The following is a 24,989-nucleotide window of genomic DNA, read 5'->3' as shown; positions in this document are numbered from 1 at the left end:
TTGAATATCGCCCTGCCGCTTTGCCTTTAAAAGGCAGATATCGCACTTTTTGTCCTGCCCGAATAGCGTAGTACGTACTCCTTCCCGGTATTCATCCAATCCATCCATTCCGCAGATAAATGTAAATCATTGATAATATATGTAAATTTCTCGGGCTTTCTGGATGGCGATCTGGAGAGAAAGATGGAATTGAACTTGGTATTGCTCTTGCAATAGTTATGGTCAAGCGTGAAATGTTGTAGAGAACGGTGAACGACCAAGGGGTTCTCGCTTCTGAAACTGTGTCCGGTTAACGCGGAGTAGGACAGGCGGTTGGTTGTTGTTCCATGAGTCAGGAGTGCACAAAAGAAAAATCGCCCGGTGAAGAACAGCGGAAGAAGCTGTCCGGTGACTCGAATCAGGCCGCTGTCGCAAATGAGTACGAGTTTTTTCTTTCGGAAAGTGATCTTTCCGAGGATAAAGAGATAGGGGAAAACCAGAAAAGCGATTTGATGGACTTTTTCCTCTCGAAGTAGCGGAAGTAAGTGTTTCTCGTTTGACCATTTCAATAGAGCGGTGGGTGGTTGTTTCCTCCCCTCCTTTCCCACCCACTGCTCTCGTCTCGTGATCTGAGAGCGGATCTTACAAGATGATTCCTTTCAGTGTCCATAATGGTGGATGGTTTTTGGCTCCCTCCTTTTCCATCCACCATTTTTTTATCTTCCAACCCTTCCTTTCAACTCCCAATCCGCTTCAGACCATTTAATCCATCCGCCGCAAAACCAGGGCCGATCGAGTCGGAAGATAGAGGCTGGCATAATGCCCTGTCGGCCCCCCGGGCTGGGGCCGGGAGGTGGTGAAGTAAACCTGGCCGGGCTCAAGCCGGCCGTGGCCGCCGAATTCAGGTGCATCGCTGTCGAGGATGAGCCGGTACTTCCCGGGCAGCAGGTCAACCGGATAAGAAGTGAAGGATTGATGGGGATGAAAACAGAAGAGGAAGACCAGCCCTGCCCGGTGGAAACCGAGAAGCAGGTGCTCCTGGTTTTCCAGGATCAGGTGCGGTCCCGGGGAATTCAGAAGGTCATGCTGGTCCGCAAGGTGCATCATGGCCTTGTCGAACTCCGCAAGGAAGCGGTAACGAAGGTTGGCGTCGTCCCTGAGGTGCCACTGGCGGCGTGCATAATGGTAAGACCAGTTGTTTCCCTCACGGGGGAAATCGATCCATTCGGGGTGACCGAATTCGTTGCCCATGAAGTTCAGGTAGCCATTGCCTGCGGTGGCCAGTGTGATCAGGCGGATCATCTTGTGAAGGGCAATTCCCCGGTCTACCAGGAGATTGGGTTCAAAAACGTTCATGTGGGTGTACATGCCCGCGTCGATGAGGCGGAAGATGATCGTTTTGTCCCCCACAATGGCCTGGTCGTGGGATTCCGCATAGTTGATCGTTTTTTCGTCAGCCCGCCGATTGGTGAGTTCGTGGTACAGGTGACCCATGGGCCAGTGTTCGTCCGGGATTTCCTTCAAAAGCCTGATCCAGTAGTCGGGAACTCCCATGGCGAGGCGGTAATCGAAGCCGAAACCGCCCTCCTCCGGAGGGGTTGCCAGGCCGGGCATCCCACTCACATCCTCTGCAATGGTGATGGCATCGGGCCGCACAATATGGATTACCCTGTTGGCTAGAGCGAGATAGGTCAAGGCATCCTCATCCACATTCGCATTGAAATAATCCTCGTATCCGCAAAAGGCTTTTCCCAGTCCATGATCCAGGTAAAGCATGCTGGTCACACCGTCGAAGCGGAATCCGTCGAAGTGATACTCATCGAGCCAGAAGCGGCAGTTCGAGAGAAGAAAGTGAACGACTTCCGGTTTCCCGTAGTCAAAGCAGCGGGAGTCCCAGGCGGCATGATCCCCCCGCGGGCCTTCATGGAAATACTGGTAGAGAGTCCCGTCGAAGCGGCTGATTCCTTCCTCTTCGTTCCTGGCGGCATGAGAATGGATGAGATCCATAATGACCGCTATCCCCATCTCATGGGCGGCATCCACTAGCTCCTTGAGCTCCTCCGGCGTGCCGAAACGGGATGATGCGGCGAAAAAACTGGATACGTGATAGCCCAGGGAGCCATAGTAAGGATGCTCCTGGATGGCCATGAGCTGAAGGGTGTTGTAGCCGGCGTCAGCCACGCGGGGCAGAACCCGTTCCCGGAATTCCGCGTAGGTTCCGACCTTCTCCTCCTCCTGGGACATGCCGATATGGGCTTCGTAGATCCGGGGGGCCTCCGCCGGCCGGCGGAAGAGGGGATGGCGCCAGGGGTAGGGATGTTCCGGCTCCCAAACCTGTGCGGTGAAAAGCTTCGTATAGTCGTCCTGGACAGCCCGGCGCGCATAGGCGGGAATCCGCTCGCCTTCGCCGCCCGGCCAGCGGACCAGGAGTTTGTAAAGCTGGCCTGAGCGAAGCATCCGGTTGGAAAGGCGTACTTCCCAGTCCCCCCTCTCCCCGATTCTCTGAAGAGAAAACTCCTGTCGTTCGCGCCATTCGTTGAAGTCGCCGATCAGGAAAAGTGCGGTGGCATTGGGAGCCCATTCGCGGAAGATCCAGTCGTCTCCCTCGCGGTGCAGGCCGTAATACTCATGACCCGAGGCAAAATCGGCCAGACGGATCCGCCCTTCGGTAAGGCGCTGCTCCATCGTGCGGATTTGTTCCAGCCGGCGCCGGATTGCGGGAAGATACGGGGACAAGTAGGGATCGTTCATCAGTGACATGGGTGAGTTCCTGGTTGGAATGGAAATGAAAGAAAACGCGTTCAGTTTAAGATAGAGGAAGGGACTGGGGCTGTCAAGGACAAAGAAAATGGGCGTCTCTGCCGCCGCCGGAATGCTCTGAGACTTCGCGGCATTCAGGCCGGCTTCCCCTTTTGCGCCCTCAGGTTCCCGGGGAAGCCGCGGGCCAAGCCCGTCAGAACCCGGATTCCTGCAGCACTCTTGAGTGCGGATACGTGGAGCCGGCCATAAGCCGGCTGGTTACCGGAACTCGACGGTGACCGTTTCCTGCGTCTCTGCCGTGATGCCGGGAAAAGTGCGGAGCATCTCCGTTAGCTCTTTCGGGTTTTTCCTGTCGGCCTTCACAATGTTCCGGAACAGGTCTGTATTGGAGGTTAACTGGTCAAAATCCATCTCCATCAGCGTAATCCGGGAGCCCTCCCGATGGGTTGCATTTGTGGCGAGCACGGAGCCCTCGACTTCCACGGCAAACACCATTCTCAATCCATGAAACAGGGATTTGAACACTTCAACCGACTCTTTCGTTATGTCCTGTTGTTCCGGGTCACCCGTCGGTTTTTCGCTGGCTGTTTGACTCTTTGTGGAGTTCGGCTTTTCCTGCGGTTTGGGTATCCGGATCGTCAGGGTTGAAGGGCTGCCCTTTTGAAAGGAGAAGGAGATCTTCTCCGGAAGAGGGCCTTCTATGGCCCCGGGGCCCGAAACCGTCGGTTCATCGGGATTCTGGAGAATTTTCAGATTGTTGATGTCCTCAAAGGCATACAGGGCGCGGTACCCGTTTCCCTGCTGGGAGGTGATCCGTTCCGCTGAAACAAACCGCACGCCCATTCCCATCTTTTCCGCGTTTCTCCTGAGTTTTTCCTCATCCAGGAGGTCCAGTGGACGGCTGCCTCCCTTCGTCCCGCCCTGCATCAGTTGGCTGGCCTGCTGGTTCATCAGGACTCTCGATTCAAGGGTCCCGCTGCCGTCAGCTCTGACCCGGACCGTCGTTTCCACGTTCAGGCAACCCCAGAGTCCGAACATCAGAAGCAACGAGACCAAAACTCTGATCCGGAAATTCATTTTTTTGACTCCCGACGATTTCCTGTTAGCTGAAGGCGATCCCCATCTCTGAGGGGCCATGGCTTCCAGGGTCAAAAGGCCCGTTCGAAGCATCCGCATGCAGGAAACAACCAACGCGTTTCAAACGGCAATAAAAAACCCGTCATTTCTAACGGGTTTTTTATATCTGCGGACTTCCAGAACCGATGATCTGGTGGAGATGAGGGGGATCGAACCCCTGGCCTCGGCATTGCGAACGCCGCGCTCTCCCAGCTGAGCTACATCCCCATCCGGAAACGGAATACTTACCAGCGAAAGAACGATGCCTTATAATATGAACATTCCTCCTCTGTCAAGTAATTGTTCACCGTGAAAGATTCCCGACCGACGACGGCATCCTGCCTATCCGGGCCATCTTTTTGAATTTGCCGGAGCGTTCTTGCCGACCGGCTTTTTGTTTCGATCATCGACCGGCGGATATAACAGGATCTCCTGAACAGGGGAAGGATCCTGTTCCAGGTTTTCCGGGCGGAAGGCTATGGACCAGGGGGATCTTCCGATCCATGCAAAGGGGTGTCACCTTTTTTGCATAAAGTGCATTCCGTATGACCGTTTCACGGGTCAGAATCCATCAAACTCAGCAAGGTGAACACTTATGGCAAAAATCGATGCTTTTTTTCAATTGATGCATGAACAGGGCGCATCGGACCTTCACCTCATTTCCGGGCAGCAGCCTGCCATTCGGCTACGTGGCGAACTGGAGCGGGTCAAGTATAACACCCTGGATAATGATGAACTGAAGGCCATGCTCTATGAAATCACCCCGGAACACAAGGTCAAGCAGTTCGAGGAAACGGGCGATGTGGATTTTGCCTATGAAATTCCTGGATTGGCCCGCTACCGTGCCAATTTTTTCGAGCAGAAGTTCGGCGTGGGGGCTGTGTTCCGGGAGATTCCCAGCGAGATCCTGACCTGCGAGCAGCTGGGACTTCCACCTGTCATTTCCAAGCTGGCCTCGCTCCCCCGGGGGCTGGTCCTCGTGACCGGACCCACCGGCAGCGGAAAGTCGACGACCCTGGCGGCCATCGTCAATGAAGCAAACCGCATCCGCAAGGATCACATCATCACGGTCGAAGATCCTATCGAATTTGTCCATCAGAGCCAGAGCTGCATCGTCAATCACCGGGAAGTGGGCATCCACACGCAGAGTTTTTCGGCGGCTCTCAGAGGCGCCCTCCGTGAAGACCCGGACATCATCCTGGTGGGCGAAATGCGGGATCTGGAAACCATCTCGCTGGCCGTGGAGGCCGCCTCCACAGGCCACCTCGTCTTCGGGACACTCCACACCACAAGCGCGGCCAAGACGGTTGACCGGGTCATCGAGGTGTTTCCCTCGAGCGAACAGGCCCAGATCCGCTCCACCCTGGCAGATGGTCTGCGGGCCATCATTGCCCAGGTTCTGTTCAAAAGAATCGACAAGAAAGGGCGCTGCGCCGCCCTGGAAATCCTTATTGCCAATGCGGCGGTACGCAACCTGATCCGCGAGTCCAAGACGTTCCAGATCCCCTCCATGATTCAGACGGGGAAAAAGTACGGGATGCAGCTTCTGGATGACGCCATCATGGAGCTGTTCAATAAGGGCTGGATCAGCGCCGACGAGGCCTACATGAAGTGCAACGACAAGGCAAAATTCCGGGCTCTGTTGAAAAGCCCGCCGGCTGATTTCACGGAAGTGTAATCCCGGCAGCTGCAACCAGGCAGCGGATCGTCGCGAAGAGTGTGGAGGGGGAAAAGGCCTGCCCCCAGTGATCTATTTCTGAGGAGCCAGAACATGCGAAGGCAGGAACTCGATTATATTTTAACGGAGATGCTCGATAAATTCGACCATGTGTCCGATCTCAATTTTACCGTGGGTAAGCCCTTTCAGGTTGAAAGTTCCGGGCAACTGACCTCCGTGGACTTTGACCCTCCTTTTGAACGCTTGACGCCCTTTCAGACGGAGATGCTCGCCCTGAATCTCATCGGCGGAGACCGCCGCCTGACGGAAAACCTCATTGCCTCGGGGTCCTGCGACTCTTCCTATGAACTGCAGGGAAAGGCCCGTTTCCGTGTCAATATCTTCTCCCAGCGGGGAAACTATTCCATTGTCCTGCGAAAGCTGGAAACCACCATCCCGACGATTGTGGATATGAATCTGCCGGAGGCCTTCGAAAAAATGGCCCAGGAGATCAACGGCATCATTCTCGTCACCGGAGCCACGGGAAGCGGAAAATCCACCTCCCTGGCCGCGATGCTCAACGCGATCAACGAGTTGAAATCCGTCCATGTGGTGACCCTGGAGGATCCTGTGGAATTCGTCCATCCTCACAAGAAGTCGACCTTCAATCAACGGGAAATGGGGATCGATTTCGACACCTTTGCCAATGGGCTTCGTGCCGCTCTGCGCCAGGCGCCCAAGGTGATCCTGGTCGGGGAAATGAGAGACAGGGAGACGGTGGAAATCGCCCTGGCCGCGGCGGAAACGGGGCATCTGGTTGCGAGCACCCTTCATACGGTCGATGCCGGGCAGACCATCAACCGCATTCTCGGAATGTTCCCGCGCGAGGAGGAGCGCCAGATCCGCATCCGTCTGGCCGACACGGTCCGCTGGATCGTCTGTCAGCGGCTGCTCCCCAAGGAAGGGGGAGGGCGGGTGGCGGCCTTTGAAGTGATGGCCAGCAACCTGCGCGTGAAAGATACGATCCTCAACGGGGAATCGGAGGGCAAGACCTTTTACGAAATCATTACCGCCGGCAAAGCCTTCGGGATGATCACCTTTGATGAGTATATCGTGGAATTGTATGCACGAGGCCTCATCAGTGAAGAAACGGCGAAGATTTATGCCTCCAACAGGGGAGTCGTGGGCCGGGGAATCGATTCGGTCAAGAGCGCCAAGGGTGAGGCGACAACAAGCCTTGGCAAGCTGGAGGTCGATACCGGCTATGGAAAGATGAGAAGATTTTAGAGGGAGGCGGTAACCTATGGAGGAAGGCAAAAATCCTTTGATTGAGAATGCAGCCGGTTCGTATGACGCTTCGGAGCGGCTCTTTGACTTTCTGGTTGAGCAGGGGGAGACGGCGCTGGTTTGCGAGAGCGATTCCGGCGCGATAGAGAACATCAGCACGGCTCTTAAACGCCTGGACTATGCTGTGAACGTGGCGGAGTCCGCGGAGGACGCTCTTCAGAAGATGCGCTTTCACATTTTCGATGTGCTGATTCTTCATGATGATTTTGACGGGCAGAAGGGGGGCGAGAACCTTCTGAAGGCCCTGGAATTGCTGGACATGTCCATTCGGAGGAAAATGTTTGTCGTTCTCGTTGGCGACTCTTTCCGCACCATGGACAATATGGCGGCCTTCCACAGGAGTGTGAATCTCGTTGTTCATACCGGGGATCTCAATGAGCTTGCGGCCATCGTCAAACACGGGGTGCAGGAGAACAAGGTCTTTTACCACACCTTCATGGAGACCTTGAGGAACATGGGGCGGATCTGAGGCGGGCAGGATCAGGCTCTGTTGCCGGCTGAAAGACCCTTGGCTTTGCGGCGGGCTTCTTCCGCCTGCTCGGGGAGATTGAGCTTTTCGTAGGATTCGGCCTGGTAAAGGTAAAAAAAGGCATTGTTCTCTTCCAGGGCGATGGCGCGGTCGAACATTTCCACGGCGTCAAAATGGCAGCCTGCGTCGGCCAAGGCGCGTGCCAGGCGGTTGTAATAGCTTGCACCAAATCTGGGGTTACAGGCAACGGCGGCTTCCACGCTGTGCCTGGCTTCGAAAAGGTGCTGCTGCTTCACCTGGACTTCCGCCAGGCGGATCAGGCAGAGGGGATCGCCGGGGCAGGTTGCCAGGCTTCGGCTCAGCAGGATTTCCGCCCGGTCCAAGGCTCCGGATTCCGCAAGGGCATTGGCCAGGCGCTGATAGAAATGGGCCGCTGCTTCCGGATCCAGGGCGACAGCCTCCCCATAGGCCGCTTCAGCGGCATCGTATTTTCCATCGGCGACAAGGGCGTCGCCATAAAGACAGAAAAGTTCCGGGGCGTCCGGCTCCAAACGGGTGATCTTTTCGAAGACCTCCACCGCTTCAGAAGTCATCCCTGCCACCAGAAACGCATTGCCCAACTCCCTGAGAAGGGGGTATTCATCCGGCTGCGCTTCAACCGCCTGGCGGCAGATCGCTACAAGACGGTCATACTGCCGCCCATCGCGGTAGAGCCGAACCAGTTCGTCAAAGGCGAATCCGGTGAAGACTTTGAGCTTCAATTCCGCGGCAAAAAGCGTTTCAAAACAGCAGATGGCCTCTTCGCGGGAGCCGCTGTCGTGAAAGGCCCATGCCTGAGCCAGGAGGAAGGATTCTTCGCCGGGATACTGCTCGACAAGCCGGCCGTAGAGCACGGCCGCTTCAGCATACCGCCCGGCTTCCATCATCTGTTCCGCCGATGTTAACAGGATTTCCTTTTCGGAATCGGGTTTACTGGACATACTTCAACATGATGCCATCGCTTTTTCCCCGGAAGAGGACCGCTCGACCGCCGTGCAGCCCCCTTCCGGGATTACGCGTCTATTTCAGCAACTGCAGGATCCGCAGCAGTCGCCGGGTGCCAGTGATGAGGTCACCTGAAAGCCGGATCCTCGTTCATCTTCGATAAAATCGACATAAACGGGTTTAATCTGTTCAAACAGGTCCGTGGTAATCAGGAACGTGATTCCCCTTTCCTGAAATTGTTCGTCGCCGTCTCGAGGCTCATCCAGAGCCATTCCCAGTGAGGGACCGGATCAGCCGCCCTCCGTCAGCGTCAGCCTGATCGGGTGGACCTCCTCCAGGGTTTTTAAGAACTCATGGATCTTCTCTCCAGCTTTTTCCGAAACTTGAAACATTCTTTTCTCCTTCGGCAGAGATGGTGGCATCTGCCTCTTCTTTTGAATTTAATATGCGGAATACTGAATGATTCCTGGAATTTTGTCAATGAATTTCTGTCATCGGGGAGGGGACGGTTCCGCTTCTCGAAGTTCATTCCTGTCCAGTTTTCTCGCCTCGCTGATCAGCAGGATCGGTATCTGGTCCCGAATTTCATAAAGAAGCCCGCAGGCTGAGCAGGTCAGCCCGTCCTCATTCTCTTCCGGATCGAATTTCCCCCTGCATCGCGGGCAGACCAGAATGTCCCGCAGCTTTTTCCCGATCATGCTCTTCTCCTTTTCCTCTTTCTGTATTGCCTTTTATAGGCGGGTGATTTCGACCGGTCCGCTTCCTGCCGCTCATGGCGAGTCGGGATCCGGCAGGGGAATGCACCTCCGGGCCGCAGGAGACTCCAGGACGCCCTTCACGGCGTCGAAGACCTCGTCCACGGAAATGTTGTGCATACAGATCCGCGTTTTGCAGGATTTCCGGAGGCAGGGGCTGCATTCCAGGCCTTTGCGCAGGACCCGGTGCCCTTTCCCATAGGGCCCCGTCCGGGCGGGATCGGTCGGTCCGAAAAGGGCGACAACCGGTGTTCCCACCGCCGCCGCCAGATGCATGGGGCCGGAATCCGTGGTGATCAGCAGCCGGGCGCGCTGGTAAAGATGGGCCAATTCGCGCAGAGACGTTCGCCCGCCGAAATTGAACGCAGGCGCGGTCATCCGAGAAAGAATGTTCTCCATGGGGGCCGGATCGCTGCCCGTGAAGACGACCGCCGCCTTCAATTCCCGGGAAATCCGATCTCCCAGGCGGGCGAATTTTTCGTCGTCCCAGAGCTTGGTGTCCCAGAGCGCCACGGTGTTGATGGCGACGAGATTTTCCTGGCCGCTGAGATGGAATTCCTCGAAGAGGTGATCGATGTGCCGATGCTGGGGGGCCGATATATCGAGGAAAAATTCCGGCTGCTTCACATCGGCGCCCAGGTGCCGCGGAAAATCCAGGTAGCGGTCTACGGCATGGCGGCTCAGGTCTTCGGGAATTTTTTCCGTATAAAAAAGACCACTCAGCTCCTGCATGCTGTCGTAGCCGAGCCTTCGGGAAGCGCCGCTCAGCCATGCCAGAACGGCGCTTTTGAAGAGGCCGTGAAAATCAATGACCAGATCGTACCGCCGGCTGCGAAGGTCGGAAATAAAGCGCCCCGCCTCCTTCAGGACTTTGGAATATTTCCCCTCCTTCAGCTCTTTGATCCAGCGCTTCCTGCCTGAGATGATGAGTTCATCGAGGCAGGGATGATTTCTGAGCAGATCGGATGCGGCCTCTTCGACGACCCAGGATATGTGGGCCCGGGGGAAGCGGCGCCGGAGGGCGGCCAGGGAAGGGAGGGTGTGGATGACGTCGCCCACCGCGCTTAATTTGACGATCAGGATCTTCACGGTTCGAGGTCCTGAATAATCCAGCGAACGGCGTCGAGGAGACTGGCGGCGATCCTGTCCGGCCAGGCCCGGCCTTCCCATTCTTCATGCGGGAGATCCGGCGTATGCCCGGGGAGGCAACCGCCCCGAACGAGGACCGATTTGATTCCCGCCCTTGAAGCCGCTTCGATGTCGGTGGGCATGTCGCCGATCAGATAGGACCGGGAAAGATCGAGATTCATCTCTTCCGCCGCCTGCCGCAGCATGCCGGGTTCCGGTTTGCGGCAGGGGCAGACCTTCCGGTACAAGCCGAGCCCTTCGGTGGGATGATGGGGGCAGTAGTAGAAGCGGTCGATCTGCGCCCCCTGCGCCAAGAGCAGCTTCTGCAGGTGGACGTGCAGCATCTCCACAACGGCTTCCGTAAAATAACCTCGCGCAATGCCGGACTGGTTGGTGGCGACGACGGCCTTCATGCCGCTCATGTTGATCAGGCGCACCGCCCTGGCGCTGTCCGGAAAAAGCTTGAGCCTGTCCAGGCGGTCGAGATATCCGACCTCTTCAATCAGCGTACCGTCTCGATCCAGAAAGACGGCGGGATATTTCTTCATTTCCTTACCTCCGTTCTTCGGTCCGCCTGTTCGTCGGTTGCGTTGAACGGCCTGTTGATGATGAGCGCAATATAATTCCAACTGCGGGGAAAAGCAATTTCAAAGCTGTCAAAAAATTTCTGATTTCTCGGACAAGTTGCTTCTGTACAAGGTGCGGCCATAAATGTTAAGGTCTTACACCCTCTGTTTGGTGAATAGTTCTTCTTTATCCCCAGACTGAATTCGACAACGTTGCCCGATTCCAACGGTTCCCAGGGGGGCGGAAACCGCTCATCATTCAATTCCCGGTCGATGTTCGTAGGGGATGAGGAAGGGAAGAAATTTTTCGACGTTTTTAAGGAGGCGGTCATGGAATGCACGATCTTAATCGGCGGTCAGGCCGGACAGGGGCTGGCTTCCATCGAAAGGGAACTGGCGGCGCTCCTCTTCCGGCTCGGCTACTTCTTTTTTGCGACCAAGTTTTATATGTCCAGGATCCGCGGAGGGCACAACGATCACCTTTTCCGAATCGCGGAACGCCCTGTTCACGCCCTGAGCGGAGAATCCTGGGATGTCCTGGTTTCCCTGGATGAGGAAACACAGCGGAGGTGCAAGGCGGATCTGAGCGCCCGGGGGCTCTGTCTCTCTCCCGCGGAAATCGCCGAGATCGAGAAGAGGGCGAAGGATGGGTTTTCCAATGTTGTCATGAGCAATCCCCTCCTGGTGGGGGTGCTTCTGCGGATCATCGGGGTCCGGTCCGATGCGCTGGAAGCAGCAGCCAGGGAAGAGGACCAGCCGGCGGCCCTGCTGGCGGGAATGGCCCTGGCGGAGGAGTGGGACATGGCCGACCGCTTTGTCCTTCAGCCTAGGGCGGAAAGCCCCTATACCTTTGACGGAAATTCCGCCATCGGATTCGGCTCGCTTCTGGGCGGGTGCCAGTTCATGGCGGCGTATCCCATGACGCCGGCCACCTCCCTGATGCTCTATGTTGCGAAGGCGGCCCTTGAGCTGCCGGTGCATTTCGAGCAGGCCGAGGATGAGATCGCGGCGATCAACATGGCACTGGGGGCCTCTTATGCTGGGCTTCGGTCCATGGTGGCGACATCCGGCGGCGGTTTCGCCCTGATGACGGAGGCCGTTTCCCTCGCGGGAATGACGGAAACGCCCATCGTGATCGTCATCGCCCAGCGCCCCGGACCCTCGACGGGATTGCCGACACGCACCGAGCAGGGGGACTTGAATGTTGTGCTTTCCGCCGGGCATGGGGAGTTCCCCCGCCTGGTTTACGCGCCCGGTTCCCTTCAGGAGGCCGTCGATCTGGCAAAGCGGAGCTTCGAAATGGCCGACCGGTACCAGATTCCTGTTTTTATCCTGACGGATCAGTATCTGGCGGATTCCATTCAGCTGCTGGAAGGTTCTCCCGAGCTTTCCGTTGCATTACGGCAGTATGAGATTTTTGATGCCTCTTACCGCCGCTATGCCCTGACGCCTGACGGCCTGTCTCCCCTGACCTATCCGGGGCTTGGCGAGGCCCTGGTCCGGGTGGATTCCGATGAGCACACGGAGGCGGGGAAGATTACGGAAGATCTGGATCTGCGGGTCCGGATGGTGGATAAACGCCTGCGGAAGGCGAGCCGGATGGATAAAGACGCCGTTTTGCCGACCCTGTACGGCGATCGGGATGCGGACATTTGCCTGATCAGCTGGGGTTCGAACCGGGAGATTGTGGAGGAGGCGGCCGACCGGCTGACTTCGGAAGGCCATCCTGTGGCCGCTTTGCACTTTTCCCAGGTTTATCCCCTGGTGCCGGCCATGCTGGAAGGAGTTTCACTGGCCGGAAAACGCCTCATCGCCATCGAGAACAATGCCACAGGGCAGTTTGCCGGACTGTTGAAGAGGGAACTCTCCCTGGAGATCAACGACATGATTTTGAAGTATAACGGCCTGTGCTTTTCCGTCAGGGAACTTTGTGACGAAGTGGCGGCCCGCTTTTTTGTTCCCGGAGGTGTGAAATGAACGACCACGGTGAAATAGCCTGGTGCCCAGGCTGTGGAAATTTTGCCATTCGCGACGCCCTGGAAGGGGCCCTGGCCGAGCTGGCCATTCCGCCGCGGGAGATCGTCCTGACTTCGGGGATCGGCCAGGCGGCCAAGATGCCCCAGTATCTGGCTGGAAATTATTTCAATGGGCTCCATGGCCGCGCTTTGCCCGTTGCGGTGGGCGTCAAGCTGGCAAGGCCGGAACTGACGGTCATCGTTGTTTCCGGCGACGGCTGCAATTACGGGGAAGGGGGAAACCATTTCCTCCATTCCCTCCGCAGGAATCTGGACCTCACCGTGCTGACCTGCAACAATCAGGTCTACGGACTGACCAAGGGGCAGAGCTCTCCCACAACCGACCTCGGGCGGATGAACATGTTCGATCCACGGGGCAATGAGAACGAACCCCTCAATCCGCTGGCCCTGGCCATCGTGCTTGGGGCTCCCTTTGTGGCCAGGGGATTTGCCGGGGAGAAGGAGCACCTCAAGGGCCTTCTGAAGGAAGCCATCCAGTTTCGCGGAACGGCAGTCGTGGATATTCTTCAGCCCTGTGTTTCCTTCAACAAGGTCAACACCTACGCCTACTATCGGCAGCGGGTTTACCGGCTGGACGCCTCCGGAAAAGACCGCCGGGAGGCACTGGAGATCGCTGAAATCCAGGGCGACCGGATTCCCGTCGGGGTATTCCTGAAAGATGAGAGCCGGTCCCCCCGGGAGACGGCCGGACGACTTTTCCGGAAGAGCGTGACCCCCGGAGACATGGAGAACCTTCTGCAGAAGTGGCATGGCGCCGCCTGAATCGCGATCCGCTGTCAAAACGGATGCTGCGCGGAAGGCCTTGCCGGCCCCTCGACGCAAGGCGGCCTGCGCCTCTGTCCACGACTCTTGCCCCGTTACGCCATCTCTGATATGGAGTTGGGGATAAAGGGGGAAAGAAAAATCGCAACCACGGATGAAAAAAGCAATCGCGGCCCCTGGCAGGACGTGGATGAAGCGGACTGGCAGGATTGGCGGTGGCAGGTACGAAACCGGGTACGGACGGAGAAACTCCTCGATGAATTATTGAAGGATGCGCCGGAGATTTCCAGGCTGAGGCGCACCGTAATCCGGACCTATCCCTTCGCCGTCACCCCGTATTACTTCTCCCTGATGAAGCCCCGGGATGCCGGAGACCCCATCCGCCTTCAGTGCATCCCCGACCCCCGCGAGCTCACCTTTTCCCTGGGGGGAGTGGAAGATCCCCTGGAGGAAGGCAGGGATATGCCTCTGCCGGGTTTGATTCACCGTTACGCCGATCGCTGCCTGGCCATGGTGACCCACTCCTGCATGATGTACTGCCGCCACTGCAACCGCAAGCGCTTCTGGAAGGCGGGAAGGGCGGAGAAAGCCCGGCTTGGCGCCATGATCGATTATGTCGCCGCGACGCCGGGGATCCGCGAAGTCATCGTCTCGGGAGGCGATCCGCTGACCCTGCCGGAGGCTGTTCTGGACTCGTTCCTCGGGGCGCTGCGCGCCATTCCCCATGTTGAGGTCCTGAGGCTCGGAAGCCGGGTGCCTGTGGTTCTTCCCATGCGGATTACGCCGTCACTCGTGCGGATGCTCAGAAAGCACCGTCCGCTGTGGTTCAATACCCAGTTCAACTCTCCGCGGGAGCTTACGAAGGAAGCCGCCCTGGCCTGCCGGCGTCTTGTCGATGCCGGGATTCCCCTGTCCAACCAGTCGGTTCTGCTGCGGGGCGTCAACGACACCTGCGAAACGATGCGCGAGCTTCTCTACGGGCTGCAGCGGATTTCCGTACGGCCCTACTACCTGTTCGCCTGCGACCCCGTCCGGGGGGCGGATCATTTCCGAGTGGACCTCTGGAAGGGGATGGAGATGATGGAGCGGATCTCCCGTTCGACTTCCGGGCTCTGCGTGCCCCGCTATGTGATGGATGTGCCGGGCGGCAAGGGTAAAATGCCTCTCCAGACCTTCTCCCTGCTGAACGATTCCTTTTTGCCCTGAATGTCCCGGGAAAGAATCTTTTTTTGACAAGTCGCTGAAAATGCATTAAGAAACGTCACCCCTGAAGCCCAGAGGAGGAGAGGACCGGCTCTCCGGGACGGAGGGGAGTCTTTAAAAGCCGAAAAAATAAAAAGGAGTGTCATCCGATGTACAGCGCCAGTGATTTGAGAAAAAATTTAAGGATCAAGCTTGAAGGAGATCCATACATCGTTACGGAATTCAATTTTGTCAAGCCCGGCAAAGGGCAGGCCCTTTACCGCTGCAAACTGAAAAACATGATCACGGGAAATCAGTTTGAGCGGACCTTCCGTTCGGTGGACGTCTTCGAGCCGGCGGATCTCCAGGAGAAGAAAATGCAGTACCTTTACGAGGAGGGGGGGCAGTATCATTTCATGGACAACGCCTCCTACGAGCAGATCGCCCTTTCCGCCGATCAGGTGGGCGACGCCGCCCATTTTCTGATCGACAATCTTGAAGTGGAGATCCTCCTGTTCGAAGACAAACCCCTGGGAATCAGCCTGCCCAATTTCGTCGACCTGACCGTCACCCGTGCCGATCCCTGGGCGAAGGGGGATTCCGTTTCCGGCAACAGCAAACCGGTGATCCTTCAGACAGGTTATCAGATCCAGGTTCCGCCCTTCGTTGAGGAAGGCGAGAAGATCCGCGTGGACACCCGCACAGGCGAATACCTGACCCGGGTCAAGGGATGATGGCCGGAAATGACTGAACATCCCGGCACGGGCACCGTGGGGCGCTTTAAAAAAAATTTTTCAGATTGCGGGATGGACCCGCACCCTTCCGAAACCTGGAAGCTGGCCGGGAAGCGGGACATCTTGAGGATCCGGGGGGAACTCCTCCATTTCATCCGCCTGTTTTTCCGGGAGCGCCACTATCTGGAGGTGGAAACGCCTGTCCTGATCCCGGCGCCGGCACCCGAACCACATATCGATGCCGTCGCCTGCGGCGACCGGTACCTGCAGACCTCACCGGAACTCTGCATGAAGCGCCTTCTTGCCGCCGGATATCCAAGGCTTTTCCAGGTCTGCCGCTGCTTCCGGGAGGCGGAGCGGGGAAGCCGCCATCTGCCGGAATTCACGATGCTCGAGTGGTATGCGGTGGAGAGGGATTACCTCTTTCTCATGGACGAGTGCGAAGCGCTGCTTCGTTTCCTGAGCGGAACGCTCTACGGGAAAGAGGAATTTGCCTACCAGGGCCGCTCCATACGCCTCTCTCCTCCCTGGGAGAGGCTTTCCGTTGAGGACGCCTTCCGGATGTATGGGGGATTGTCCGTTCGGGAGGCCCTGGCGGAGGACTGTTTCGACGAGGTCCTTGTGAGCCGCATCGAACCGAACCTGGGGACGGAGCGCCCCACCTTCCTGTACGACTACCCTGCTGAGCTGGCCTCCCTGGCCCGGACCAAGGAGGCCGATCCCCGCCTCGCCGAACGGTTTGAGTTGTACCTTGGGGGAATCGAACTCGCCAATGCCTTTTCCGAACTCATCGATCCCCGTGAACAGGCCCTGCGATTCGAAGAAGCACAGCAGCAACAGATCGCTTCCGGCAAGAGGCCCTATCCCTGGCCCGGACGCTTTATCGAGGCCCTCTCTGCAATGCCCCCTTCGGCGGGTATCGCCCTGGGCGTGGATCGTCTGGTGATGTTACTGACGAACCAGGCCTCTGTGGATGACGTCGTCGCTTTTCCCCCGGAAACACTGTAAAGGCGGATAAGGAATCGAATCCCGGATTCCATGCCTGGGTGGGAGCCTTTTCAACGGCCTTTTCGGCCTTCAGCCTGCGCTGTTCGGAACCTCCCGGCCTTTTTGCCCTGTTTTCCATCTTTAATCGGAATCCGGACGATAGCGGATCTTGGGGAAGAGGTTTATTGACAAGGGCTCTTTTTTTCATTAGAAGAAAACCTGCAGGTTAATCCAGAAGTGATCAGGGAGTGAAATGTGAACGAACTGGCATCGGTCAACACCGCGAATTTGGGAGGGCAATTCCATGGCAGCGTACTGAGCATGATTATGGACGCAGGGATCCTCGTTCAGCTCGTGCTGCTCATCCTGCTCGTATTTTCCGTCGTCTCCTGGGCCGTCATTGCAACAAAATACCGAAGTCTCCGCAAGGCCAATTCCGAGAACAGCCTTTTTCTGCAAGCCTATATGAAGAGCAGCAACCTGGCGGATGTCTTCCCGGAGGCAAAAAGATACACCTCATCAACCCTTGCCGCTGTCTTTCGCGCCGGATATGCGGAGCTGATCAGCATGGCCAAGGCGGCGCGGACAACGTCGTCATCCCGGGGGCAGGAGGACCCGTTCGTTTCCGGTCCGGATCTGAAGGGCCTCGACAATGTCGAACGAGCCTTGAACCGGGCCTGCAGCGCCGAATCCACCAAGCTGGAAGCTGCGCTGGGCTTTCTGGCAACGACCGGCAGCGCCAGCCCCTTTATCGGCCTGTTCGGGACCGTCTGGGGAATCATGGACACCTTTCGCAGCATCGGATTCCGGGGTTCGGCCACTCTTGCCGTCGTGGCGCCGGGTATTTCCGAGGCCCTCATTGCGACGGCGGCGGGTCTCGCCGCAGCAATCCCGGCCGTTATCTTCTATAATTACTACCTGAACCGCATCAAGAACATGTCCCTGGAAATGGATTCCTTCGCATCGGAGTTGATGAACATCATTGAACGCTACTATGTCAAGGCGTAAAGACGGAAGGGTGTGAAGCCGGTTATGCGCTATACGCGAAAGAGGCAGCGGACCGAAGAGCGGCCCATGGCTGAAATCAATGTCACCCCCCTGGTGGACGTCGTCCTGGTTCTGTTGATTATCTTTATGGTGACGGCTCCGATGCTTCAGACGGGCATCGACGTGAACCTTCCCAGGGCGAAGTCTCAAAATGTGCATGTCACAGAGGAAAAAGTCGTCCTGACGATCGACAAGGCCAGGGGTATTTTCGTGAACAAGGCACAGATCCCCCTGGCCGAACTGGGCACACGCCTGGAAGGAGCCTTTGCCAACCGGAGCGAGAGGGAGCTTTACCTGCGGGCGGACAGGGCCGTTCCCTATGGTTTCGTTGTGGAAGTGATGGCGGAAATTCGAAAGGCGGGCATCGATAAACTGGGCATGATCACCGAACCGCCAGAGGACATCAAATGACCTTCAACAGCGCATTCGAGGAGTCCCCGGGAAACCGGGGTTTCCTGCGGCGCATGATTGTTTTCTCCCTCCTGCTGCATGTTATAGCCCTTTTCCTTTCTTCTGTGCTTTCGACATCGTCACCGCCGAAAAAAATCATGAGCCCGAACTATACGGTAGATCTGGTCAATCCCGTGGATGGTGGCGCAAGGGGGCGTCACGGCGGCGGCTCGGAAAAGCCTGTGCCGAAGCCCGCGGACATTCCAGCTGCGGAGCCCAGAACGGAAGCCGGCAGGGCGGAGTTGCCTTTTTCCAGGCCGATAAAGAGGGCCGAAGCGGAAAAATCCCCGGCCAGGCCCATGGAAAAAGCTGTTGAGAAGAGCGTCAAGCGGGAGCCGTCCGCCCCGGTGATTCCGTCGAAGCCGGCGGCCAAGGCGGAAAAAAGCCGGGGGGCCGAGCCGGCAAGGGGGGACGCCATTGAGAAGATTCTCAAGAGGGCGGAGTCCAGCCCGAAGGCGCCAACGCCGGCACAGAGCAAGGCCACCAGGCCGGCAAGGGGGGACGCCATTGAGGAAATTCTCAGGCGGACGGATTCGGAACGGGGGGCGAAGCCGGCTTATAAGGGGGGGGCAGAGGCATCCCTGGGAAAGGCCATGGATGAGATCCGCAAACGGGTGGATTTTGCCGAGCGGAAACAGCAGGTTGCAGGTGCCTCCTCCGCTGCGGGGACTCTGGCCGGTGCCGCGTCCGGCAACGGCGCCTCGGGAATTTTAACGGAAAACAGCCTCTCCGGAGCGGGGAGCGCTGCGGAAGTTAATGCCCGCATGTATGCCTACTACCGCGCTGTCTGGGCAAGAATCAAGAAGCACTGGACCATGTCTCCAGGGCTGCTGCCCAAACAGAATATTGTCGCCGTCATCCACGTCCGGGTCCTTCGCAACGGATCGGTTGAGGGGATCAACTTCGAAAAGCGTTCAGGAAATGCCTATTTTGACGAGTCGGCCCTCAGGGCGGTGCGTAAAGCCAGCCCCTTCCCGCCCCTGCCGGCAGGCGGAAGTGAAGATCACGTAGAAATCGGCATCCGCTTTCACTCATCGGAGCTCAGATAAGAAGAGCACCCGGGTCAGCCGGAACCGAACTTTTTCGCTGCCGGCCCGGAATCGGGGCCGTGGCGGAGGCGTGAATAAGGGGTGCGGGAAGTCTGTAGAGGAGCAGGGCGGGTCCGATGTCCGGGGCTTTGATCTCCTCGAATTGGATCAAGGTGCCGGAGAGCCGGTACACGGGAGGTTCTGGCATGGAGAAGGAAAATAAACGGAAAAGAAGACCATGGGCGGCGATTCTACTTGTATGCTGCACCCTTGCGCTGTGGGGGGGAGCGCCGGTGCTGCGGGACGCCGGGGCAAGGGTCTATATTGATATCGATTCGCCGGCATTTCAGAAAATACCCGTTGCCGTTGCCGACTTTGCCCCCATGCAAGGCAATTCGGGTCATGAGGAGCTCTCTTCATGGTTTCCCGGGGCCCTGAACAAGTCCCTTGACCTGACCGGGTATTTTACACTTTTGGATGCGCACGGCAGTTCCCTCAAGGCGAATCCGCCCGCTTCGAAGGAGGGTGGAGTCGACTTTGCGGGCTGGAGCAATCTGGGCGCGGAGTACCTGATATCGGGGGGATTCGCCCATCACGGAGGGAAGCTCTCCGCGGAATTCCGGCTCTTCGATGTCGTGCAGGGGCGTCAGGTTCTCGGGAAACAGTATTCGGGCGGATTTGAAGACCGCGGGGAGATGGTTCTTTCTTTCACCCGGGAAGTACTCCGGTTGCTGACTGGAGCGGAAGGTTTCTTTGATACGCGGGTTGCCTTTGTCGCCCGCCAGGGTCAATCTTCAACCCTCTACACGGCGGGATTCGGGGCAGTCCTCGGCGCTCAGGAACTGACCAGAGTGATGAATTCTCCCGCTCTGATTCTTTCTCCCCGCTGGTCTCCCGATGGCCGTTATCTGTGCTTTGCCTCGTATCGCGACGGGCAGCCCGATGTCTTTGTGATATCCCCTTCCGGTTTCGGTCTGAAAAAGATCGTCGGTTTCAAGGGGCTTAACCTTCCCGGTGCGTGGTCTCCCGATGGCCGGCGTCTGCTGCTGACCCTGAGCAAGGATGGAAACGAGGAAATCTATGCAATGGAAATTGGCAGCGGGCAGTTGCAGCGTCTGACAAGCAATTTCGGAATTGACGTGTCTCCCGTCTGGTCGCCTGATGGACGGAAGATCGCCTTCGTCTCGAGCCTTTCCGGGTCGCCGCAGATTTACGTGATGAATGCCGATGGTGGAGACGCCCGCCGGCTCACCTATTCGGGCAGTTACAATACGTCTCCGGCCTGGTCCCCCAAGGGGGATAAAATCGCCTACGAGGGGCGATCGGGAAGCGGCTATCACATTTTTTCCGTGGATGAGGATGGCGGCAATGTCCGGCAGTTGACCTCCGGAGCGGGCGATCATGAATCGCCTTCCTGGTCTCCCGACGGCCGTTTTCTCGTATTTACGATCCGCAGCGGCGGCCGCAGCAGGATCAACATCCTCAATGTGAACACCCTGGACACGCGGACCATTTACGAAAGCGCCGACCGCATCCTGAGTCCGGCCTGGTCCCCCCGGTTAAAGTAAAAAAGTTTCAATTTCCCTGATTTATTGAGAAATAAAAAATTTTACAATTAAGGATTGACCTTTTTTTACAGAGTGTGATTTAAAATTTCAGCGTTGTTTTTTTTCTTGGGAAACGGGACGGCGGATACCGCATAAGCAAGCCCTTTTCCTGGTTTCTGAAGGTGAGGATATTTCCCGCTTCGGATGTTTTTAAGGGGTAGAGAAAGGAGAAGGATCGATGATGAAGACATGGTGGGTGCTGGGGATATTGATCTGCGTGCTTTTTTTAACCCTTGTTTTTACGGCGGGATGCGCAAAGAAACCGACTCTCGGGGAGGGGACGGGGGGGGCACAACCGGCGGGCGGACAGATTGAGGGCGCGACGGGGATGGCGGCGCCCACTCCTGAAGAATTGGCCGCCATGAATAAGGCGAGGGCTCTGAAGGAGCAGACGCTCAGGGAGCAGGCGGAAAGGGAGCGTCAGGCAAAGGAGCGGGCAGAGAAAGAGCGCTTGGAGAGAGAGAAGGCCGAACGAGAGCGTCTTGAGAAACAACGGGCGGCAGCCGAAGCGGAAGGAGCGGCCCAGGCAAGGGGTGAAGGTCCCCTTGCGGATATCCATTTTGAATTCGATCAATTCAGCTTGAACTCCGAAGCGCGTGGACTGCTGCGGAAACATGCGGCGTGGCTTTCGGCTCATCCCGGGTACGATCTGACGATAGAAGGCCACTGCGATGATCGCGGGACGACGGAATACAACCTGGCTTTGGGCGAGCGGCGCGCCGCGGAAACTCTGAAATTTCTTGCTGCACTGGGAATCGACACGGCCAGGATGAAGACGATCAGCTACGGGGAAGAGATGCCCCTGGATGCTTCAGGAACGGAAGCCGCCTGGGCAAAAAACAGAAGAGTGCATTTCGTCGTCAATCCGAAAAAGTAAGATGCGGAGGTAAGTCTTTTGAAAATCTTGAAACTCCTTGCCCTAGTTGCCGGCCTGGCTCTTGTTTCGGGCTGTGCCACAACCAAAGACCTGGACCGGACTTCGGCTGAGCTGAATTCGAAGATCGGCGTCGTCAACGAGAGAATGACGGCGACCAATGAAAGCCTTTCGGCCTTGAAGAAAGAGGTCGACGCCAGTAAAACCGTCCTGGAGACTTTGCGAACAACTCAGGCCAATGAAGGCGCCGACCTGACCGAGCTTCGCGACCAGGTGCAGAAGTTGCGGGGCCAGATCGAGGTGCTCAGAAAAGAGGTCGGAGGGGTATCTGGACGGAGCGGCCATGATGAACTGAAGGAAAAGGTGGATCAATTGGCCCAGAAGGTCAATTTTCTGGAAACCTTCCTTGCCATTGGGAACAAAAACAGCCCGGCCTCCGGTATGAACGGGACCAAGGCCAAGGAACCGGTGAAACCCAAGACCGCCAGGGAGGACCAGTATGCAGCCGCCTACCTGTCCTTCAAAGAGGGAAAATACGAAAAGGCAAGGACGGAATTCCAGAATTATCTGAAATCCTATCCCAAATCCAGCTATTCCGATAACGCCCAGTTCTGGATTGGCGAAAGCTACTATTTCGAAAAGAAATATGAAAAAGCCATTCTGGAGTACGACAAGGTGGTCAAAGGCTATCCCAATGGAAACAAGGCGGCCAACGCACTGTTCAAGCAGGGGCTGTGCTTTATGATGCTGGGCGACAAGGCCAGCGCCAGGCTGATTTTTCAGCAGGTCATCAAGAATTATCCGAACACGAGCCAGGCCAGGACAGCCCGCGCCAAGCTGCTGGAAATCAAATAAAGAAGCGAATTACTACTCCTCATTGTATCTGACAGGTTCCATGCCGTCCGGGATTTCGAGAGCAAATAAAGCCGCCTCGATGCCATCGAGGATCTGGAGGTCCGTATAGCGAAGGGTGAGGGTCACGGGATTCGAATCCCCGATGACAACGGATATCTTTGCCGGAAAATCGCCCGTCTCCTTGATGCTCCCGCGGTCTTCAAAGCGTGCCCTGTAGCGCAGCTCCCCATCCCGCCCCCAGAGAGCCGCCTGGTGAAGGGCTCCTGATCCCTGCTCCAGCCAGAAAGCCTGAATCTTATTCCCCCCCCGGTAGACTTCCAGGCGGTCGTATTTCCCTTCCAAAAATCCTTTCAGGGTGACATCCGGTCCCTGGAACCTGGGGACAGTTCCCCGGAGGAGGGCAAGCATGTCGGAAAGCTGGAAACGGTACGAGAAAAAGGGCAGAAAAGCGGCCAATTGAGCGGGGGATGGCGCGCCGATGTAATATTTTCCCTCCTGGGGCAGAAGGACTTTCATCGTGTCCTTTTCAAAGGTGAGATAAAAATCGGGGGGGCCGAAGAGAGGAATCGATTCGAGGCGGAGGCGGTCGGGATACTGCAGCAGAATAGCGGCTTTTAACGGGTAGCGCCTGGAGGGGGTGGCAATGTCGATTCTGGCCAGGGCCTTCAAGGCCGGGGGCTTTTCTTCCGCCGCCGCAAGCTGCTGCCAGAGCATTGGCGGAGGTACGGAGCTCATGGCCACTGGCTCCGGCGCCGTCTCCGTCATTGCGGCGCAGCCGGCAAGGATCAGTATGGCCGGCAGGGCGAGAAGGAGCATACGGCAACGGCCCATCGGTTTTCCGGATCCGCTCTTTTTCTTGTTTTTGATGGGATTCATGGGCGCAGCCGCTTCTTTCCTCTTTGAATATCCCGGTCGGATCCTCAATGGCCCAGCTGTTCGATCTTTTTTCTCAGGGAAGAATTTTCGGGAGAAAGCTTCAGCGCCCGCTCGTAAGATTCCCGAGCCTCTTTCATCTGTCCGAGCTTTCTGTAGGCATCGCCGAGATGCTCTGCAATGGTCGGATCGTCGGGAATCAGCAGGCTGGCCTGTTTGAGGTACCGGATCGCCTGTTCGATCCGGTTCATTTTAAAATAGACCCATCCCATGCTGTCCAGGATATAGCCATTGTCCGGCTTTAACGCCAGCGCCTTGCGGATCAGGCTTTCAGCCTCATGAAGATGGATGCCCTTTTCGGCATAACTGTAGCCGATGAAATTGAGGGCCTCCGCATGATCCGGGTTGAGTTCCAGAACATGTCTCATGGTGCGGATGCTTTCCTCGAAGCGATCCATCTTACTGTAGAGTTCACCCAGTCCGTAATAGAGCTCCGAGTTTTGAGGGAACTCTTTCAGGCCTTCCTGGAGAAGGCTTTCCGCCTCCGGGTAGAGCTGCTTTTCCGAATAAAGTGCTGCCAGGTAGGTGTAAAGATTGGGCGCTTTTTTCCCCTTCGAGAGAGCTTCCCGGACGATGCCGATGGCCAGATCGGTCTGCCCTTCTTCCTTGAGCAGTATGGCCATCCGGATGCGGGTATTGGCATACAGATCCGAATCCGGGGGGATCTTTTCATAGATCTCCATCGCCTTTTTGCTCTCATGAATTTCTTCATAGGCTGAGGCCAGGAAGTACAGGATTTTCGGATCAGAGGGCGCCAGGATTAATCCCTTTTTAAATTCTTCGATAGCGGCCTGGTGATTACGCCGTTCATAATAGATCAATCCGAGGGTGAAATGGATGTCCTTATTGGAGTCGTCGATGCTCAGGATCTCGCGGAATGTCTGTTCCGCTGCCTCGTAATTGCCCTGTCGCAGGTAAAATTCCCCCAGGCGGATTCGAATGTTGACCCGTGACGGATGGCGCTGAATGAAGTCCTGATATGCCGTGACGGCCTGCTTGAATTTCTTCTGCCGCTCATAGAATTGAGCCAGATCGATCAGCGCCGCTTCCAGGGAGGGCTTCAGGGAAAGGGTCTCCAGGAAATAACGTTCCGCTTCTTCATATCGCTTCAACTCTGCCAGTACTTTGGCCATGTAGTAGGTCCCGAGAACATTTCCGGGATCTTTTTCCAGGAGGAGGGCGAAGACCTTGACGGAATCGTCGTAACGACCGCTTTCAGCATAGAGCGTTCCCATGTAGAGATAGGCAGGGATGTTGTCCGGGTCGAGTTCAATCACCTTCTTGTAGGTGCGTAAAGCCTTTTTATAGTCCTTCATCGTGATATAGAGGTTTCCCAGAATGAGGTAAACCTCCGTGTCCCCGGGGTCGTAGACAAGGGCTTGTTTGCACAGGTCGATGGCTTTGGTGATCTCCCCCTTCTCGACATAAAGCGAGGCCAGTTCCTTCATCAGGTAGGGGGAAAGAGGATCCTCCTGGAAGGCAGTCTCCAATTCTCCGATGGCGTCGTCCAGCCGGCCGTCCATCGCGGCAAGGACTCCCAGTATGTAATGGTATCCCGCGCTGGAGGCTGAGGCGGATGAAGCCCTGTCGGGAAGAGCCCTTCCGGATTCCGGTGGGACTAGGGCGCATCCCCCCAGGGCGAGAAAGACCGAGAAGGTAAGAAGTATCTTGACTATCAGCGTGTTGTGCATACGTCCTTTGGAGATAACATCTCGATTCTTGAGGGAAGTTTC

General features: G+C 56.9%; 24 protein-coding genes and 1 tRNA gene. 14 read left to right on the top strand and 11 right to left on the bottom strand.

Translation table 11 applies throughout. The annotated features are described in order from the left end of the window. Positions 1-26 precede the first annotated feature (26 nt). The 4 genes from ACJ77P_RS10105 to ACJ77P_RS10090 form a co-directional block, all read right to left on the bottom strand. Positions 27-587, bottom strand: coding sequence for a hypothetical protein (locus tag ACJ77P_RS10105; RefSeq protein ID WP_408998142.1), 561 nt, complete (start codon positions 585-587; stop codon positions 27-29). Positions 588-741: 154 nt separating this feature from the next. After that, the gene (locus tag ACJ77P_RS10100; protein ID WP_367360315.1) at positions 742-2,730 is read right to left on the bottom strand and encodes an alpha-amylase family glycosyl hydrolase; all 1,989 of its coding nucleotides are present in this window, start codon (positions 2,728-2,730) and stop codon (positions 742-744) included. A gap of 267 nt (positions 2,731-2,997) precedes the next feature. Beyond that, positions 2,998-3,816, bottom strand: coding sequence for a hypothetical protein (locus ACJ77P_RS10095; protein WP_367360237.1), 819 nt, complete (start codon positions 3,814-3,816; stop codon positions 2,998-3,000). Positions 3,817-4,007: 191 nt separating this feature from the next. Continuing rightward, positions 4,008-4,083 (bottom strand) — tRNA-Ala (locus ACJ77P_RS10090). Positions 4,084-4,450: 367 nt separating this feature from the next. Here ACJ77P_RS10090 and ACJ77P_RS10085 point away from each other — a divergent pair. From ACJ77P_RS10085 to ACJ77P_RS10075, 3 genes are all read left to right on the top strand, one after another. After that, the gene (locus tag ACJ77P_RS10085) at positions 4,451-5,533 is read left to right on the top strand and encodes a type IV pilus twitching motility protein PilT (protein WP_367360236.1); all 1,083 of its coding nucleotides are present in this window, start codon (positions 4,451-4,453) and stop codon (positions 5,531-5,533) included. A 93-nt stretch (positions 5,534-5,626) separates the two neighbouring features. Then, positions 5,627-6,799 carry a type IV pilus twitching motility protein PilT gene (locus ACJ77P_RS10080; RefSeq protein WP_367360235.1) on the top strand — a complete coding sequence of 391 codons (1,173 nt, stop codon included), beginning with the start codon at positions 5,627-5,629 and terminating at the stop codon, positions 6,797-6,799. A 16-nt stretch (positions 6,800-6,815) separates the two neighbouring features. Further along, complete coding sequence (locus ACJ77P_RS10075) at positions 6,816-7,328, top strand: hypothetical protein (protein WP_367360234.1); 513 nt, start codon at positions 6,816-6,818, stop codon at positions 7,326-7,328. A gap of 11 nt (positions 7,329-7,339) precedes the next feature. On the opposite strand, the gene ACJ77P_RS10070 is transcribed toward ACJ77P_RS10075, so the two are convergent. From ACJ77P_RS10070 to ACJ77P_RS10050, 5 genes are all read right to left on the bottom strand, one after another. Beyond that, entirely contained in the window at positions 7,340-8,308 is a 969-nt protein-coding gene (locus ACJ77P_RS10070) for a lipopolysaccharide assembly protein LapB (protein WP_367360233.1), read from the bottom strand. A gap of 84 nt (positions 8,309-8,392) precedes the next feature. Then, entirely contained in the window at positions 8,393-8,704 is a 312-nt protein-coding gene (locus ACJ77P_RS10065) for an IscA/HesB family protein (protein WP_367360232.1), read from the bottom strand. Between the two features lie 99 nt (positions 8,705-8,803). Next, complete coding sequence (locus ACJ77P_RS10060; protein ID WP_367360231.1) at positions 8,804-9,010, bottom strand: Trm112 family protein; 207 nt, start codon at positions 9,008-9,010, stop codon at positions 8,804-8,806. 72 nt (positions 9,011-9,082) lie between these two features. Then, entirely contained in the window at positions 9,083-10,156 is a 1,074-nt protein-coding gene (gene waaC / locus ACJ77P_RS10055; protein ID WP_367360230.1) for a lipopolysaccharide heptosyltransferase I, read from the bottom strand. Next, the gene (locus tag ACJ77P_RS10050) at positions 10,153-10,743 is read right to left on the bottom strand and encodes a D-glycero-alpha-D-manno-heptose-1,7-bisphosphate 7-phosphatase (RefSeq protein ID WP_367360229.1); all 591 of its coding nucleotides are present in this window, start codon (positions 10,741-10,743) and stop codon (positions 10,153-10,155) included. The genes waaC and ACJ77P_RS10050 overlap by 4 nt, the downstream gene beginning before the upstream one ends. Before the next feature lie 348 nt (positions 10,744-11,091). Here ACJ77P_RS10050 and ACJ77P_RS10045 point away from each other — a divergent pair, with 348 nt between their 5' ends. The 11 genes from ACJ77P_RS10045 (at position 11,092) to ybgF (ending at position 22,323) form a co-directional block, all read left to right on the top strand. Continuing rightward, positions 11,092-12,738, top strand: coding sequence for a 2-oxoacid:acceptor oxidoreductase subunit alpha (locus ACJ77P_RS10045; protein ID WP_367360228.1), 1,647 nt, complete (start codon positions 11,092-11,094; stop codon positions 12,736-12,738). Then, positions 12,735-13,559 carry a thiamine pyrophosphate-dependent enzyme gene (locus ACJ77P_RS10040; RefSeq protein ID WP_367360227.1) on the top strand — a complete coding sequence of 275 codons (825 nt, stop codon included), beginning with the start codon at positions 12,735-12,737 and terminating at the stop codon, positions 13,557-13,559. Before ACJ77P_RS10045 ends, ACJ77P_RS10040 begins: the two co-directional genes overlap by 4 nt. Before the next feature lie 117 nt (positions 13,560-13,676). Next, positions 13,677-14,765, top strand: a complete 1,089-nt coding sequence (locus ACJ77P_RS10035) for a KamA family radical SAM protein (RefSeq protein ID WP_367360226.1) — start codon at positions 13,677-13,679, stop codon at positions 14,763-14,765. A 146-nt stretch (positions 14,766-14,911) separates the two neighbouring features. Continuing rightward, on the top strand, positions 14,912-15,475 hold the full coding sequence (gene efp, locus ACJ77P_RS10030) for an elongation factor P (RefSeq protein WP_367360225.1): 564 nt from the start codon (positions 14,912-14,914) through the stop codon (positions 15,473-15,475). A gap of 9 nt (positions 15,476-15,484) precedes the next feature. Next, complete coding sequence (gene epmA, locus ACJ77P_RS10025) at positions 15,485-16,483, top strand: EF-P lysine aminoacylase EpmA (RefSeq protein WP_367360224.1); 999 nt, start codon at positions 15,485-15,487, stop codon at positions 16,481-16,483. A gap of 234 nt (positions 16,484-16,717) precedes the next feature. Further along, complete coding sequence (gene tolQ / locus ACJ77P_RS10020; protein ID WP_367360223.1) at positions 16,718-17,470, top strand: protein TolQ; 753 nt, start codon at positions 16,718-16,720, stop codon at positions 17,468-17,470. Between the two features lie 24 nt (positions 17,471-17,494). Then, the gene (locus ACJ77P_RS10015) at positions 17,495-17,920 is read left to right on the top strand and encodes a biopolymer transporter ExbD (protein WP_367360222.1); all 426 of its coding nucleotides are present in this window, start codon (positions 17,495-17,497) and stop codon (positions 17,918-17,920) included. After that, positions 17,917-19,008: a cell envelope integrity protein TolA gene (tolA, locus tag ACJ77P_RS10010; RefSeq protein ID WP_408998141.1), complete on the top strand. Its 1,092-nt coding sequence runs from the start codon at positions 17,917-17,919 to the stop codon at positions 19,006-19,008. The genes ACJ77P_RS10015 and tolA overlap by 4 nt, the downstream gene beginning before the upstream one ends. 185 nt (positions 19,009-19,193) lie before the next feature. Further along, positions 19,194-20,555 carry a Tol-Pal system beta propeller repeat protein TolB gene (tolB, locus tag ACJ77P_RS10005; RefSeq protein ID WP_408998140.1) on the top strand — a complete coding sequence of 454 codons (1,362 nt, stop codon included), beginning with the start codon at positions 19,194-19,196 and terminating at the stop codon, positions 20,553-20,555. A 217-nt stretch (positions 20,556-20,772) separates the two neighbouring features. Then, the gene (pal, locus tag ACJ77P_RS10000) at positions 20,773-21,471 is read left to right on the top strand and encodes a peptidoglycan-associated lipoprotein Pal (protein ID WP_408998139.1); all 699 of its coding nucleotides are present in this window, start codon (positions 20,773-20,775) and stop codon (positions 21,469-21,471) included. Between the two features lie 18 nt (positions 21,472-21,489). Then, positions 21,490-22,323 (top strand): tol-pal system protein YbgF, encoded by an 834-nt coding sequence (gene ybgF, locus ACJ77P_RS09995; RefSeq protein ID WP_367360218.1) that lies wholly within the window; start codon positions 21,490-21,492, stop codon positions 22,321-22,323. Between the two features lie 12 nt (positions 22,324-22,335). On the opposite strand, the gene ACJ77P_RS09990 is transcribed toward ybgF, so the two are convergent. After that, entirely contained in the window at positions 22,336-23,199 is an 864-nt protein-coding gene (locus ACJ77P_RS09990; protein ID WP_408998138.1) for a hypothetical protein, read from the bottom strand. Between the two features lie 44 nt (positions 23,200-23,243). Beyond that, positions 23,244-24,947 carry a tetratricopeptide repeat protein gene (locus ACJ77P_RS09985; RefSeq protein WP_408998137.1) on the bottom strand — a complete coding sequence of 568 codons (1,704 nt, stop codon included), beginning with the start codon at positions 24,945-24,947 and terminating at the stop codon, positions 23,244-23,246. Positions 24,948-24,989: the final 42 nt, after the last annotated feature.

It is taken from the genome of Syntrophus buswellii (genome assembly GCF_046097065.1).
Taxonomy (GTDB): domain Bacteria; phylum Desulfobacterota; class Syntrophia; order Syntrophales; family Syntrophaceae; genus Syntrophus; species Syntrophus buswellii.
This window is presented reverse-complemented; position numbering and strand designations above follow the sequence as displayed.

What these genes read in the sequence shown, in the direction of transcription:
- ACJ77P_RS10045 (WP_367360228.1), top strand. Translation starts at nt 11,092, where the DNA reads ATGGAATGCACGATCTTAATCGGCGGTCAGGCCGGACAGGGGCTGGCT.
- ACJ77P_RS10070 (WP_367360233.1), bottom strand. Translation starts at nt 8,308, where the DNA reads ATGTCCAGTAAACCCGATTCCGAAAAGGAAATCCTGTTAACATCGGCG.
- ACJ77P_RS09990 (WP_408998138.1), bottom strand. Translation starts at nt 23,199, where the DNA reads ATGAATCCCATCAAAAACAAGAAAAAGAGCGGATCCGGAAAACCGATG.
- ACJ77P_RS10050 (WP_367360229.1), bottom strand. Translation starts at nt 10,743, where the DNA reads ATGAAGAAATATCCCGCCGTCTTTCTGGATCGAGACGGTACGCTGATT.
- tolA (WP_408998141.1), top strand. Translation starts at nt 17,917, where the DNA reads ATGACCTTCAACAGCGCATTCGAGGAGTCCCCGGGAAACCGGGGTTTC.
- ACJ77P_RS10040 (WP_367360227.1), top strand. Translation starts at nt 12,735, where the DNA reads ATGAACGACCACGGTGAAATAGCCTGGTGCCCAGGCTGTGGAAATTTT.
- ACJ77P_RS10015 (WP_367360222.1), top strand. Translation starts at nt 17,495, where the DNA reads ATGCGCTATACGCGAAAGAGGCAGCGGACCGAAGAGCGGCCCATGGCT.
- epmA (WP_367360224.1), top strand. Translation starts at nt 15,485, where the DNA reads ATGACTGAACATCCCGGCACGGGCACCGTGGGGCGCTTTAAAAAAAAT.
- efp (WP_367360225.1), top strand. Translation starts at nt 14,912, where the DNA reads ATGTACAGCGCCAGTGATTTGAGAAAAAATTTAAGGATCAAGCTTGAA.
- ACJ77P_RS10100 (WP_367360315.1), bottom strand. Translation starts at nt 2,730, where the DNA reads ATGAACGATCCCTACTTGTCCCCGTATCTTCCCGCAATCCGGCGCCGG.
- ACJ77P_RS10085 (WP_367360236.1), top strand. Translation starts at nt 4,451, where the DNA reads ATGGCAAAAATCGATGCTTTTTTTCAATTGATGCATGAACAGGGCGCA.
- pal (WP_408998139.1), top strand. Translation starts at nt 20,773, where the DNA reads ATGATGAAGACATGGTGGGTGCTGGGGATATTGATCTGCGTGCTTTTT.
- tolB (WP_408998140.1), top strand. Translation starts at nt 19,194, where the DNA reads ATGGAGAAGGAAAATAAACGGAAAAGAAGACCATGGGCGGCGATTCTA.
- ACJ77P_RS10060 (WP_367360231.1), bottom strand. Translation starts at nt 9,010, where the DNA reads ATGATCGGGAAAAAGCTGCGGGACATTCTGGTCTGCCCGCGATGCAGG.
- ACJ77P_RS10095 (WP_367360237.1), bottom strand. Translation starts at nt 3,816, where the DNA reads ATGAATTTCCGGATCAGAGTTTTGGTCTCGTTGCTTCTGATGTTCGGA.
- ACJ77P_RS09985 (WP_408998137.1), bottom strand. Translation starts at nt 24,947, where the DNA reads ATGCACAACACGCTGATAGTCAAGATACTTCTTACCTTCTCGGTCTTT.
- ACJ77P_RS10075 (WP_367360234.1), top strand. Translation starts at nt 6,816, where the DNA reads ATGGAGGAAGGCAAAAATCCTTTGATTGAGAATGCAGCCGGTTCGTAT.
- ACJ77P_RS10080 (WP_367360235.1), top strand. Translation starts at nt 5,627, where the DNA reads ATGCGAAGGCAGGAACTCGATTATATTTTAACGGAGATGCTCGATAAA.